Annotated in this window: 12 protein-coding genes; 6 read left to right on the top strand and 6 right to left on the bottom strand. The window is 53.0% G+C overall.

Annotated features, from left to right (window positions below; genetic code table 11):
• Positions 1 to 143: 143 nt before the first annotated feature.
• A complete protein-coding gene (locus ACR0KS_RS10175; protein ID WP_170486472.1) occupies positions 144 to 1,097 on the top strand; it encodes a helix-turn-helix domain-containing protein in 954 nt (317 codons plus the stop codon).
• A gap of 81 nt (positions 1,098 to 1,178) precedes the next feature.
• Here ACR0KS_RS10175 and ACR0KS_RS10170 read toward each other — a convergent pair whose 3' ends face one another.
• Positions 1,179 to 2,366 (bottom strand): AI-2E family transporter, encoded by a 1,188-nt coding sequence (locus tag ACR0KS_RS10170; RefSeq protein ID WP_170486471.1) that lies wholly within the window; start codon positions 2,364 to 2,366, stop codon positions 1,179 to 1,181.
• Positions 2,367 to 2,857: 491 nt separating this feature from the next.
• On the opposite strand from ACR0KS_RS10170, the gene ACR0KS_RS10165 reads away from it, so the two are divergent.
• Positions 2,858 to 3,256, top strand: coding sequence for a hypothetical protein (locus ACR0KS_RS10165; protein WP_170469306.1), 399 nt, complete (start codon positions 2,858 to 2,860; stop codon positions 3,254 to 3,256).
• Positions 3,257 to 3,708: 452 nt separating this feature from the next.
• Here ACR0KS_RS10165 and ACR0KS_RS10160 read toward each other — a convergent pair whose 3' ends face one another.
• The 3 genes from ACR0KS_RS10160 to ACR0KS_RS10150 all read right to left on the bottom strand — a co-directional run bounded on the left by ACR0KS_RS10160 (position 3,709) and on the right by ACR0KS_RS10150 (position 5,073).
• On the bottom strand, positions 3,709 to 4,011 hold the full coding sequence (locus ACR0KS_RS10160) for a hypothetical protein (RefSeq protein WP_170469303.1): 303 nt from the start codon (positions 4,009 to 4,011) through the stop codon (positions 3,709 to 3,711).
• Positions 4,012 to 4,020: 9 nt separating this feature from the next.
• On the bottom strand, positions 4,021 to 4,701 hold the full coding sequence (locus ACR0KS_RS10155; protein ID WP_170486580.1) for a ParA family protein: 681 nt from the start codon (positions 4,699 to 4,701) through the stop codon (positions 4,021 to 4,023).
• A gap of 159 nt (positions 4,702 to 4,860) precedes the next feature.
• Positions 4,861 to 5,073, bottom strand: coding sequence for a hypothetical protein (locus tag ACR0KS_RS10150; RefSeq protein WP_170486579.1), 213 nt, complete (start codon positions 5,071 to 5,073; stop codon positions 4,861 to 4,863).
• A 72-nt stretch (positions 5,074 to 5,145) separates the two neighbouring features.
• Between ACR0KS_RS10150 and speB the strand changes: the two genes are divergently transcribed.
• Entirely contained in the window at positions 5,146 to 6,126 is a 981-nt protein-coding gene (gene speB / locus ACR0KS_RS10145; RefSeq protein WP_170352649.1) for an agmatinase, read from the top strand.
• Between the two features lie 195 nt (positions 6,127 to 6,321).
• Here the strand turns inward: speB and ACR0KS_RS10140 are convergent, their stop codons facing one another.
• Together ACR0KS_RS10140 and ACR0KS_RS10135 are read right to left on the bottom strand one after the other, a co-directional pair.
• Complete coding sequence (locus tag ACR0KS_RS10140; RefSeq protein ID WP_170563863.1) at positions 6,322 to 7,116, bottom strand: DUF3299 domain-containing protein; 795 nt, start codon at positions 7,114 to 7,116, stop codon at positions 6,322 to 6,324.
• Positions 7,113 to 8,948 (bottom strand): amidohydrolase, encoded by a 1,836-nt coding sequence (locus ACR0KS_RS10135; RefSeq protein WP_170486578.1) that lies wholly within the window; start codon positions 8,946 to 8,948, stop codon positions 7,113 to 7,115. Before ACR0KS_RS10135 ends, ACR0KS_RS10140 begins: the two co-directional genes overlap by 4 nt.
• A gap of 640 nt (positions 8,949 to 9,588) precedes the next feature.
• On the opposite strand from ACR0KS_RS10135, the gene ACR0KS_RS10130 reads away from it, so the two are divergent.
• From ACR0KS_RS10130 to ACR0KS_RS10120, 3 genes are all read left to right on the top strand, one after another.
• On the top strand, positions 9,589 to 11,631 hold the full coding sequence (locus ACR0KS_RS10130) for an amidohydrolase (protein WP_245224464.1): 2,043 nt from the start codon (positions 9,589 to 9,591) through the stop codon (positions 11,629 to 11,631).
• A gap of 277 nt (positions 11,632 to 11,908) precedes the next feature.
• Positions 11,909 to 12,319: a hypothetical protein gene (locus tag ACR0KS_RS10125; RefSeq protein WP_170486577.1), complete on the top strand. Its 411-nt coding sequence runs from the start codon at positions 11,909 to 11,911 to the stop codon at positions 12,317 to 12,319.
• Positions 12,316 to 12,969, top strand: a complete 654-nt coding sequence (locus ACR0KS_RS10120) for a hypothetical protein (protein ID WP_170486576.1) — start codon at positions 12,316 to 12,318, stop codon at positions 12,967 to 12,969. Before ACR0KS_RS10125 ends, ACR0KS_RS10120 begins: the two co-directional genes overlap by 4 nt.
• Positions 12,970 to 12,973 lie beyond the last annotated feature (4 nt).

The following is a 12,973-nucleotide window of genomic DNA, read 5'->3' as shown; positions in this document are numbered from 1 at the left end:
CTATGATGCACAGACCGAACCGGGCACGCAGCAGCTTTTACTATCCCAAAAGTGCAATCGGGCTTCAGAAATTCACCCTTTCGAGTATTCTCTTATGCAAATTTATTTCGGTTTCGAAATAGTTGAGAAAAGGAGCGAGACCATTGAAGACTCTGCCTTTCATGCAGCACTCGACCTACGAAACGACCGATTTCGAGGACCTGCAAGAGGCTGCATCGGCGTGGGACCAGGAGTACACTCAGCTATCACCGGGACAGTTTTTCGGGAGCATGGAACTGACGGAAGTTGGCACCACTCAGGTGATGCGCGAGAAGTGGGGGCGCAAAATGAGGTACAGAGGTGTTGGCATTCCGGGTGGGTATGGCTTTGCACTGCCGCTGGGGTCTACGAACTCTGTGAATTGGCTCGGCAGCAGTGTTGAGCAAACCTCAGTTGTAATGCAGTCGCCTTATCTAGAGGCTCAACTCGTTTCCGACGACACTTGGGACAGCTTAGTATTATCATTCCCCATGGAAGAGGTTCAGGCGATTTTGATCGCGCTTTCCGGGGGAATTGACTTATCTCACCGACTCCATGGAAACCTTGTATTGAATCAGGCGAAGGCCGATAGGATCAAACGCGGGGGCCTAAGCCTTCTGCAAAAAACTAAATCCTGTTCCCCAAAAGACCATGCCGTGTATGCTGCTCAAGTAGACCAATTCAAAAAACAGTTCTTGTGGACATTGTTAGAATCCTTCAACGAATTCTTGGTTCCTTCTCCGCCGTCGAAACAGGGCATTATCGTTCAAAAAGCAACAGACCTTGCCCTAGCTGATTTTCCAGAGGTCCTCGGGCTGATTGACATTTGTACAAATTTGGGGATCAGCCTTCGCTCGTTACACTACGCTTTCCAGGATGTAGCCGGGATTTCGCCCGCAACTTGGCTGCGTCGCGTTCGGCTGAACCAAGTCTACAGAGTCCTCAAAAACTCAGACCCGATGGAAACCAAGATCAAGCGTGTCGCCGCCGAACATGGATTCCTGCATCTCGGACATTTCAGCAATCAATACAAACAACTTTTCGGACACTTGCCCTCGCACACCCATCGGGTGAACTAAGGCTGTTGTCTATGCTCAAGCGGCTTTGAGATTATGCACTTTGTATTGAGTTTGGCAGTAATGGCGTTTGAAGTTATGAACCTAACCGTCTCTGTTTTCGAACTCGGCCCGCAACTGCTTAGCCTCTTCCTCTAGCTTTTGTTTCGTTGAGAGAGGCGACCGACGGACACTCGCGTATTCGGTCTGTTCGTCTAGTTCGACGGACTCTTTTCCATCTTGCAATTGACCGTCGCTGGACAACAGAACAGCGATCCAACGGGTGGCCGGGATTTCCGAACAGATGACCATGGTCACAACCATCATCGGTATTGCCAGAAATGCTCCCACACCGCCCCAAATCGTTGCCCAGAACGTCAGCGAAACCATTACCATGAATGTGCTGAGGTTGAGGGACTTGCCCTGCATCGTAGGTTGTATCACGTTGGCAATGAATTGATCAGCAGCGCCGTATCCAAATAGTACGATCAGGAAAGGCGTAAGGCTATCGAACTGTATCAAGGCTACAAGAGATGGAAGCGCGATCCCAATAAATGCGCCGATATTAGGGATGAACCCCGCAACGAATACGGTCAGTGCCAGAAGCGGTGCGAAATCAAGGCCGACCCATGAAAAAATGACAAAGGCAACTCCGCCGCTCATGGCGCTGGTGACAGCATTGACCCACATGTACTGTTTCACGCCAACTGAAATTTTGTGCAGGACTTTCCGGGCGCGACGGGTTCCTTCTTCAGTCGCAACCAGCCTCGGCAATTTGTCGACCCAAGCCAGACGTTCGCCGATCAGAAAAGCAAGGTACAGCGCGACGAGACCGATTGTCGACATTGCGCCTCCAAACTGCCCCACAGCCGTTCCTAACCAAGACCCTATCTCGATGTCTTCAGCTGCCTGGCGACCAGCTTCAACGAATTTGGGACCCAGAAACCCTTCTAGTTTCTCCGTCAGGCTCATCAACCGTTCCTGATACCTGGGCAGTGCGTCTTGTACGTCGTCCACCGAGGAGGAGACGATCAGCCCAAGGACCAGCAGCGCCCCCACTATCACGATGATGCTGAGGAGTTGGGCCAGCCAGCCTGGAGGAGACCACCCAAGCAGGTTTGTGCGCTGGATCCTGTCCACGAGCGCAGAAGAAAGAATGAACAGAAGCCCTGTGATCGCCAACGGAATCAGAAAATCGCGCCCAAACCACAAGAAACAGATCAAAAAAGCCATGGTCCCCAGAGCAAAGAACCAATTCGAGATGAGAGTCCTGTTCAAGTTGTCAGAGGTCATGTAACGCCGCACGTTGATCTGGTGTTCCGCCGCAGTAGAAACGCCATAAACATTCGGTGCAAGTTTTAGCTGGTGAAACTATCTTTCCGAGAAGCCAAGTTCCATGAAAACGAACCTCCAGCTCATAGGATTCGCGCAAGAGATACCGACAACAACGTCGGCTATTCACAGATTTCGAATTTGGCCAAATTCCTAGCGAAGGTTTTTTGCCGGTCAAAGCGCCTTCGGGCAATGACGGCTTTGGGCTGGACCTGCCGAACGCAAGTGCAGCATGCCTTCGACTTTTGGTGGCAGGTCTGGGCTCGAACCCAACTTTCGGCAGTGCTGAGTTGCCTCGGACTTTTGCACATTTTGGATGTCTGCTTAAGATGAGAAACCCGTACCACCTCGCAGACGCAGCTAATGACCGGAATCCGCCCAATCTACCGAAATAGCCCCCCAACTTGCCCATTGCATCTGCTCGCACACTTACCTGTGCAAGGGGGCGCCAAATGCCTGGAAAAATTAGCTTCAGATTGTACAGAGACATCATTCTCAGCGAGCCCGGCCAACCGGTTTGGAGCGCCGTCGGCAAGATTTCTGAAGGCCGATTTCTTCTTCTAGGACAAATCGAGACGTACTCGAAATCCGAAGGTGCGCTATGGCTGGAAATCAGCCAAATAGGTGCAGAGATCGGCAAGAGCAACCGTGGCAAACTGGATGTCCTCCGGCATCGAAGAAAGGACACTGATCCCCACTTATTTGGCTATCTGAAGGTTCTCGAGGAAATGTATGCGGCGGCGGCCTGGATGTGCCGAGATGACGAGAACGCCAAGTATCTTCATCTGACACTGCTGAAAACAAAAAAGCCGCCCATTCTGAAGGCGGCGCTTTCAAGAGCTGCAATGTGAGCCGCAACGCAGGCTCATGATACCGGCGCTCAGAACAGGGCTCTTTCACTTATCTGATAGACCAAAAATTCCATGATTTGCTCCTGGTCACGCGTGTGGGATCAAATCATAGACTTCGCCGATAACCAGCGAAACATGAATGATGACAGCTGCAATGTGCAACTGGTGGTAAGCCTCTTTGATGAAATGGAACATGTTGTTCCCTCCCGTTTTGAATGCGCATTTTCTATCGCGTAAGTGCGACCGAGTCAACATATAAATATTTGATAAAAAACAATAAAGTCAATAATTCCACCAATTCCACGCCGCTCAAAATCGGTTTCCTAATCTTTTGGAAAAATAAGAGGTCAGCACCAAAAATAAGAGGGGGCCACGGGAAAAATAAGAGACCCAGAAAACGGCACGACTCCCCACATAACGAAGGCAGGGAGCCGGGCTTTTTAGGGCTGGTCTTACAGATCGAACGTTTGTCCGTGCTTTTCCAAATATGCGATCAGAGACAGCTCGACGGCTCGCACAACCGCTTGCTCTTTGTCCTCTCGGATTGCGTTCCAAGCAGCATAGAGATCTGGATTTACACTTACGGAAAGCTTTTGCGTACGCGCGGCCGCCCTGCGCTTTGAAGGGCTCATCTCTGGTTGGAGTGCGAGGCTCGGCTTACTGGTCGATCCGAGTGGGAAGCCCATGTCACCTTGCTCGACTTTGTTAATGTCGCCGAGACTGGGCATATGATTGTGTTTTGTTTTATCCATCATTGTTTTTCCTTATGCAGCTTGGAGAATTTCTGAGAGGGTCGTTGAGATTTCCTGCGCCAAAGCGGCAACGTTTGCGTGCGCTGATTTTGGGGAGGATCCTTGGAACGCTTTTGGTAAGTCCAGATAATCCCCACCGAAGCTCACCATCGCTTGAAAAATAGGGCGATTTGCAAGCTGAGTTGCAAAAACGGGCGCGTTTGCTTGCTGTAAGACTGCTTTGATTTCTGCGGTGATCCGATATTCGACCGCCCCTGGTTCTGTCTTGGTCAGCAAGACACGAGCCGCAATATCGCGCCTCAATACGAGGCTTTTCTGGCGCACCTGTTTTAGAACTTGGACCACCGCCAGCGCATCCAAACGAGATGTCTGGGTGGGAACGATGACAAGGTCGCTTACGAGAATGGCATCAATCAAAGATGCATCGTCTGATCCCTCGACGTCGATCAATACGTAGTCGAAACGTTCGGCCGCCGCGAAAGCCGCCTCGGTCAGGTTTCGCTGTTCGACCTGACGAACAGTGAGATTCTCGGGAAGCGGCTTCGCGCTAGCCCATTCAGACAGCCACCGTTTGGGATCCGAGTCCAAGATACAAACAGACATCCCAGCCCGGGATGTTTCGAGGGCCATTAAAATGCATGTTGTGGATTTCCCACAGCCCCCTTTTGGTGAGCAAAATGAAAGTGTTGGCAATCGAATTCTCCTTAAGAAATTGCTTCCGATAGATTGCCAGAACAAGGTTTAGGAAAGATTTAAGGATAATGGATTTGGATTTCTGGGGAAGAGATGCCTGCGGAAGGCATCGGCAGCAATTGGTTCTCAAGGAAAGAATTGAGAAGCAAATGGCTCAACTCAACTCAACGCTTCGCCTTTGACGCTGTTAGTGACTACAAGCCCAAAGTTTCCTAGGTTGGGTAATTCAGTGTTCGACAAAATGGGCGGAAAGCTGACTTTCGTTGTGTCCGCATAATAGGCAAGGACCTCTGCCGAAAGCTGACATTCGATTGATTTTGCAACTAAGATAATCACTGCGCCGCCGAAAATCGGCTGCAAGATCAAGATCACCAGATTGCATCCAGCCGATAATGAGAATAGAAAAAGCCATGAAACCTATCACAAGAAACTGACCAAAACACCATGGCTACAGACCTTAAATCCTATGGCATCGATGCCGCCTTTACCCGTGGCGCACTCAAAGGTTCACAGATTGAGCCCAGTTATTCCGGCGCTCTGAGTTTTATGCGCCGCAAATACACAAAGGATCTTGAGGGGGCGGATGTAGCGATCACCGGAGTTCCCTTTGATCTTTCTGTGAGTAACCGTCCTGGAACCCGCTTTGGCCCAGAGGCAATTCGCAAGGCAAGCGCTCAACATGCCTGGGGCCCAATTTGGCCCTGGCGGTTTGATCCATTCGATACGCTTGCAGCAATCGATTACGGTGATTGCGTTTTCGACTGGGGCGTGCCCCAAGACGTCCCGTTGGCCATAGAGCGCCACATATCGGAGATAATCTCGGGAGGAACGGCCAGCCTTGTTCTGGGCGGCGATCATTTCATCACCTATCCGGTACTTAAGTCCTATGCTGAGAAGTACGGCCCAATCGGTCTCATCCAGTTTGATGCCCATCGGGACGTCGAGCCCGACGAGGGTGGACGCATGGATCACGGCAGTATGTTCAACCTAGCGGTTCGCGAGGGCATCATAGATCCGCAACGGACCGTTCAGGTGGGCATCCGCACCTGTTTCGAGGGCGAAGAGACCTATGGCATGAAAATCTTGCATGCAGACGCCGTACATGCTGCTCCAGCTGAAGAGATTGCCGCAACCATTTTGTCCACCGCTGGGGATGGTCCGACCTACCTGACCTTCGACATAGACTGCCTCGATCCGTCCACTGCTCCCGGGACGGGCACACCGGTCCCGGGCGGGCTTACCAGCTACCAAGCGCTCGCCATAATCCGGGCCATGAAGGGGCTCGATCCAGTCGGCATGGATGTGGTCGAAGTCTCCCCCCCGTTTGATCATGCGGAGATGACCTCCAACGCAGCCGCAATGATCGCCGCAGAACTTCTTTGCCTGAAAGCCTGGGCCAGAGGAGCTCGGGCCGTTTCAGAATAGCCAATAAATCGTCTGTTGCTTGTCTCACAAGTGGAGAATAGCTGCGTGCGGCTTGGCCCCAATAGGCCGTCCGCAGATTGCGCCCTTCTGTCTATTCGAGCTCAAATGTCCGGTAAGGGGCAACGGATCCATAAGTTCGTTTGGACATTCTCTCTATCAAATGGCTCAAGCATCAATCATGGCTGACGATTGATTTCACCAAGAATTGTAGACCTCTACGGTCTTTGCTTTCAGGCTATATTGCGCCTCAATGTTTGCAGCGCCATCAAAAAAGACGACGTCGCGCCGTGTATCCTCGGCGTTCAATTCTCCTTCGATCCAGAAAGCTTCGAAGATTGAGCTGAAGGCAACACCCTTTGGATAGTCCACATGGACAATCTGGTTTGGAGGCGGTGTTGGCTTGTGAACGCAGGCACCTGCAACTGGCACAAACAGGAATTCTGTCACCTTTTTCTCTTCGAAGGCGAGCGGGACAACGTAACCGGCAAGCCGTATAGATTGTCCGAGAATGTTCTGGTTGGGTGCGCGCCTTGCTTTGCCATTCTGAGCGATGATGTTCCGCCGCTCTCTCATCAGGCCGTCTACGTCAACTTGATGCATTGAGAGGAGTGTAAGAGCAGCTTCGTGGCGTTCAAATAGTGCCATATCTTCCCGTTCGCGCGGTGTCGACGTGCGCCATTCGACGTGGATGCGCATGGCGTCGCGCAGAAACGGTCGCATGTCGGCAAAGGGCGTTTCGCTGGAGACATGCACTGGTAGCAGATCCTGCCAGCCAATCACACGCGTACCTGTCGACATGTTTTGCGGCGCTACACTGACTGGCGTTCGGGTCAAATCAAGCGGAGCTGCAAGCGGATCAAACGGCATACCACCGGGTTGCTGGCCCGCAATCGCGCGCTGCCATGCGCTCTCAATGCTTTGTGCCGCAACCGGGAGAGATATCAGACCAAACAGAGCGCCAATCGCAAAAGCTGACAGCGGACTCGTCATCCCTCAGACACTCTCACGCTAGTAACTGCGACGCCTCGGCGCAGTTTCTCGTCGTCGCCTTCTTCCCACTCCGGCTCGGTCAATAGTTTGTCCGGTTCGCCGTCGCGATCAATATCGTAGACCAGTTCGCCGCCAAAATAGGTTTGCAGCACTTCAGTCTTGTGAAATTCAAAAACGTTCTCTTCGGCCTGTCTGCGAATATCTCGGTCGAGCACGATGATGTCTGCAATCTTGCCTTCCTCGAGACTACCCAACACATCGCCCCGATCCTGAAGGCGTGCACTACCCAGGGTCGAGCCATGGATAACCTCTTCAAAGGTCAATGGTTCACCGGGCATGACAAGACCGCCGGGTGTTCCCATAGCCTGTCGTGTCATGCCGATCTCCATTCCTTCCCACGGCGAAAACACAGGAGACGTCGGCGCGTCAGGTCCAAATCCATACTCCATGAACTCGGTCACGAGTTTGAACTGGTACATACGCTCCAGCACCTCTTTTGGCAGGTTCTGACTGGTCACATTACGAAAGTACTCCTCGGTGGGATCAGCCCAGTGAAGTTGAAGCTGCCCGGAAACCCCGAGCCGAGACATGCGACGAGCGTTGTCGATAGACAAATGGTCAACATGCGTGAAAATCTGAGGGATGTCGTCGCGAAGGGGCTCGCCGGTTTCATGTGCAAATTCCAGCGCGTCGAGCGAGCGGCGGATCCCCGCGTTCCCTTCAACGTGCAGCATCAAGGTAAAATCACGCTCTGTTAGTGCGTCGAAAATCTCTGCAAGGTTGTCTGGTCGAAAGTTCATATCCGGCCGTGTGCCGTCCAGATACGGGCCTTCCATATAGGCAAAACGCCCCGGTGTTCCATCAATAGCGAACTTCACAGTGTTCGCATGGAGAATACTGGGATCAACGCCCGCATCCTCGACTGCGGCCCGCCGTATCTCTAATTGTTCGATCATTGCGGTATCGCCCTCTGGCGTGCCGGTGCCCCAGAACACCATGGCTAATTCGTGCCTGAGTGTTAGTTCTCCTTTTTGCGCCAAACGGACGTAGACGTCATCTGCCCCCTCCTTGGACCCGGCGGCAGCTTCCGTTGCACCGGTGACCCCGACCGCGTTGAGCACGCGAGCGGCACCAATAATCGCTTCCTCCTGTTTCTCAAAAGAATAGAGTTTGTGCTGTTCGACAAACCCTGTCGAAAGGTGAGCTTTCTCCTGCAAAAGTCCGGAAGGTTCATCGCCAGCGTCATTCAAAGGCATGTAGCCGCCTTTCGGTGGCTCCCAATCGGCAGTGATCCCGAGGTATTCCAGAGCTTTCGTCGAATACCAGCCGTTATGTTGCGTATTGTCGGAGATCAATGCAGGGCGTCCACCAACGATTTCGTCCAGTTCTTCCTTGGTGGGATTCTGAAAATGCGCGTCGGACCAACCGCCGCCGATCACCCACTCATCTGGCCCGAGCGTCGCCGCGTACTCCCGGATTACTTCGACAACCTCCTCACGCGACGCATCGTTGTAACCGAACAGGTTGAGCATGACGAAATGCGTCTGCCCAAAGATGCGTGTGTGCAAGTGAGTGTCGATGATACCAGCCATAACGGTATTTGTGCCCGCATCCACGATCTGGGTGCCATCGCCTGCCAACTCGCGGCAACTGTCATCAGTGCGTACACAAATGATCGTGTTTCCCGCAACCGCCACGGATTGCGCCAGTGGCAACTCGGGGTTTGACGTGATGATGTTTTCACTCAGGAAAACGGTGTCGGCTTGCTGAGCAAGTAGCGGCGAGCCTGCGAGCAAAATAGCTAGCGCGAGCGCGCTGTATCCTGATTTCATTTTCAAGTGTTTCCCTAAATGCTGACTGTTTGGAGGTTGGCAAAAGACCACAACGAGCGTCAAATCAACTTTTCAACAAAATGGACGCAGGATCTGGCTCTACATCTTTGGCAACCTGATAAAGCGCATCACACCGTTGCACCTGCCTAATTAATCGCAGTGCTTGAACAACATCAGTTTTGTTGTAGCAAAACGGCCTATACTTACGGCGGGAGATCGAAGTTTCAAACCGAACGGCCCGGTCTTTCTCGATCTCACCCGCAACTTGTAGACGGCGCCCTACTGACCATTGCAGGCACTACCATTTTGATCACTTACGTACTGTCGATCCGGCATGGTATCGTGCATATGCGGCGAACGGCAGCATTGCTGAGCCGCGGTACAGCATCCCTGTAGACGGCTGGATGTCGGCTTTGGGCCGTTTGCGCGCCAATGAAGGACTACTTTTTGGTGATGATGCCGCGCCGCATCCGATGTCTGCTCAGAGCCCAAAGCGGTCGAGGTCAGTCGCTAAATCATAGCATCATTTTGCTTGGGAAACTTGGCGCTCAATTCGATATCGGCAGCAGTTTTCCTTTCCACCTAAGATCATCTCGATGCTAGGCTCAGGCAAATTTCGCCTTACTGAGCATTAAGAGCCATGACCAAACTGAACGTTACCCGCCGCACCGCAATGACCATCCTCGGCAGCGCGTCAATGATCGCGATTTCTCATGCCACCTCAACTCATGCGGCCTCGTCATTGCAGGATTTTGGAAGCCAGCTTCAGACGCTGCCCGAAATCACTGTTTACACAGCGCAGCGCGTCATCACCATGGAGGACAACGACCCAGCAATCAACGCGGTCGCCGTGGTCGGAGACCGTATTCTGGCCGCGGGATCGCGCGATGCAATCGTTAATCGGATTGGTTCGCAGCCGTTTCGGCTGGACGAACGGTTTTTTGACAAGGTGATCATTGCCGGTTTGATCGACCAGCATGTGCACCCTTTCCTCGCCGGATTGACCCTGACCTCCGAGATCATATCGATTGAGGATTGGAATATTCCGACTGGCTTTTCGAAGGCCGCCGAGGATGAAGCGGATTATAAGTCTCGCTTGCAAGCCGCTGAAGCGGCAATGGATGATCCCGACGCCTTGTTACTGACATGGGGATACCACCACTTTTTTCATGGCGAGATCAGGCGTGCACAACTCGACGAGATCAGCAGCACACGCCCAATCATCATAGTCCACCGATCTGCACACGAACTTATCTTGAACACGCCCGCATTGGAGTTTCTGGGCATCACCGAAGACTTCGTAAATGGCTTTGCGGGGCTTGCGCTTGAGCAGTCGAGCTTTGAAGACGGGTATTTCTTCGAGGCGGGCATGTTTGCCGTTCTTCCCGCAGTTGCACCGGTGCTTTCAACACCAGAGCGTCTGGGCGCTGGTCTCAGGCTGGCGCGCGAGTATATGCACCGTGCAGGCGTCACGGTTGCTGCGGAACCGGGAGGCGTGCTGTCGCGCCCTCTGCAAGAAGCAACCAACGCCGTCTTTTCCGGGCCTGACGCACCGCTCAGGACCTATTTCATACCCGACGGGAAATCTCTGGCTGCCTTGCACCTCCAAAACGGCACGATGATCGAAGAGACGGAAAAACTACTCGAATGGGGTGAAGGCAAGACGGCTTTCATGCCGAAGCAGGTGAAACTCTTCGCCGATGGCGCTGTTTACAGTTTGGCCATGCAGGTCTCGGAGCCCTATGTCGGCGGCGATTTCCACGGCGAGTGGATTATGCAACCGGATGAGTTCAATCCTGTTTTCGATGCCTACTGGGAGGCAGGCTACCAGTTGCATGTTCATCAAACCGGCGACCTTGCCGTGGACTTGATCTTGGACGCTGTTGAGCGAAACATGCGCCGGATGCCGCGCGCCGATCACCGCACGACACTGGTCCACTTCGGTTATGCAAGAGAAGATCAAGCAATGCGGATCGCTGAACTGGGCTGCATCGTCAGCGGCAATCCATACTACGTAACCGCGCTGTCAGATCGATATAGCGAGCTTGGGCTTGGCCCGGACCGTGCGGATGACATCGTGCCCCTTGGCCCAATCAAGGCCAGTGGAACCCCGATTTCTTTCCACTCAGACGTACCAATGGCTCCGGGTGAACCGCTGTTTCTCGTGTGGGCTGGTGTGAACCGGACGACAGTATCTGGCCGCGTGGCTGGTCCCGAACACCGCTTATCTGTAGAAGACGCTTTGCGGGCTGTAACCATCGATGCAGCCCAATCCCTTCGATTGGAGGATGAGATTGGCTCGATCACTCCCGGCAAGTTCGCGAACTTCACCATCCTTGAAGAAGACCCATTCGAGGTAGAGGCGGAAAAGATCAAAGACATCGGCATCTGGGGGACCGTGCTTGAGGGCGACATTTTCCCTGTATCAGACGACTTCGATCTAGACCGCGCGTCACTATCTCCACCACGGGATACGACAAATCCACCAACAAAGCCGCTGTACGCGCTTGCTGATGTGTCAGGCATCGCGCAGAAGGGCATGCTTGCCGGATGCTCGTGTTGCGCTTCACCCGTATCGCAGTCGTGCACGACATCTGCGGCAGGGCAAATCTCGGCAGTTAGCTGTTGTGGGACCAATGCGTTGGGGTGGGCCGTCGTGTCCGAATGGGCCTCCATAGTTTAGATTGGAGCCAAGCAGAGATTGGATAATCAAGTGTCCGGAATGTCCGCGTTGCGGTCATCGGACGAGTGATTGATTTCGCATCCGCGGCGAATGACTGCTAAGCGGGCTGCGGATGCAGAAAGGCAAGGCAGAGCTGGGCGGCGGCTTTGGGCCGGAACCGCCCCTGGTAGCCGTGGGCCGATCAGTCACGTCCGCTTGCCCCTTGCAACCCTCCGCACAACTCCATGTTGCGCACGCTAATAGCAAGTCGTGCAGCTATCAAAATTGGAGAACGAAGATGGCTAAAAACAAAACAAAAAAACAAACAAAAATGGTGGGAATGCGGGTATCTGAAGATCTGCATGATTTGTTGACAGATGGAGCGGAAGCGGAGGGTATCTCCGCAACTGCGTATGCGCGCTTTGTCTTGGCGCGAGCCCTAAATTTTGAAGGCGCGCTGCCTGAAACCAAACCTCGTAAGCCGCCACGAAAGAAGCCCATCATTAAAGACATCCAAGCTGCCATTGAGGTCCTAGGGCTTCTGATCGATGTCAGGATGAACCTCTCATTTCTGTCGCGCAAATTGGCCGAGACGCATACATTCAATCCGCTGCGCGCTGAGCAAGTTGTCGAGCAAGGCGAACGTATCGATGCGATCAGACGAGATGTCGACTTGATCCGCACCCAAATCTTGGGGGGGCGGTCATGATTATCAAATCAACGCGCATCCCAACTGCGCATACCAGTCGGATCGCAACCTACCTTGCAAAACCTGCGGGCAACGAAATTTCAACTTGGATCCGTGGCTGCCCGGAAGACCTCCTACTTTTGGGTGAAATCTCCAAAATTGCTGGCAAACAGTATAGCGTTAGGCATTTTGTGATTTCGCCAAACGAGCAAATGAGCCAGCAAGACTTTGTCTCTGTGTTTGCTGAAATCTGTTTTGAATACGGTGTTTCCAACACGTCTGGCAACCGAGCCAGCATTGTTCAGCACGAGAAACCGCGAAAGTCTGGCATCGGAAACGAAACACACTGGCATGTTGCTTTCCCTGAACTTGATGTGGAGACCGGTCGCATTCTGAGCAGCCGGTTCACCAAGTTGCGAAACGAAAAATTGGCACGCCTCTGCGAGTTGACGCTTGGCCATAGGGTGGTGCCTGGGCGGTTCAACAAGCAGGTTTACAGGGCGCTCGAAAAGGAGAGGCCAGCCTTGGATCTCAAGCCGTTCGAAACGGCGCTTCGGGAAGCCATGTTTGCTGCCGGACAAGATGAAAATATGTGGCTGGAGTATCGAGCGCGCCTTCGAAAACAATCAAGATCACCGAGTAACTGGACGCTCGACAATCAGATCGTTTAGTTTG

This window comes from Ruegeria sp. BC7 (assembly GCF_056539165.1).
Note: the sequence above shows the minus strand (reverse complement) of the source record. Positions and strands in the feature narration are given on the sequence as shown.

Bases quoted from the DNA above. Each gene is read 5' to 3' on its own strand.
- ACR0KS_RS10140 (WP_170563863.1), bottom strand. From the start codon at position 7,116: ATGACGAGTCCGCTGTCAGCTTTTGCGATTGGCGCTCTGTTTGGTCTG.
- ACR0KS_RS10160 (WP_170469303.1), bottom strand. From the start codon at position 4,011: ATGATGGATAAAACAAAACACAATCATATGCCCAGTCTCGGCGACATT.
- ACR0KS_RS10165 (WP_170469306.1), top strand. From the start codon at position 2,858: ATGCCTGGAAAAATTAGCTTCAGATTGTACAGAGACATCATTCTCAGC.
- ACR0KS_RS10130 (WP_245224464.1), top strand. From the start codon at position 9,589: ATGACCAAACTGAACGTTACCCGCCGCACCGCAATGACCATCCTCGGC.
- ACR0KS_RS10170 (WP_170486471.1), bottom strand. From the start codon at position 2,366: ATGACCTCTGACAACTTGAACAGGACTCTCATCTCGAATTGGTTCTTT.
- ACR0KS_RS10135 (WP_170486578.1), bottom strand. From the start codon at position 8,948: ATGAAATCAGGATACAGCGCGCTCGCGCTAGCTATTTTGCTCGCAGGC.
- speB (WP_170352649.1), top strand. From the start codon at position 5,146: ATGGCTACAGACCTTAAATCCTATGGCATCGATGCCGCCTTTACCCGT.
- ACR0KS_RS10120 (WP_170486576.1), top strand. From the start codon at position 12,316: ATGATTATCAAATCAACGCGCATCCCAACTGCGCATACCAGTCGGATC.
- ACR0KS_RS10125 (WP_170486577.1), top strand. From the start codon at position 11,909: ATGGCTAAAAACAAAACAAAAAAACAAACAAAAATGGTGGGAATGCGG.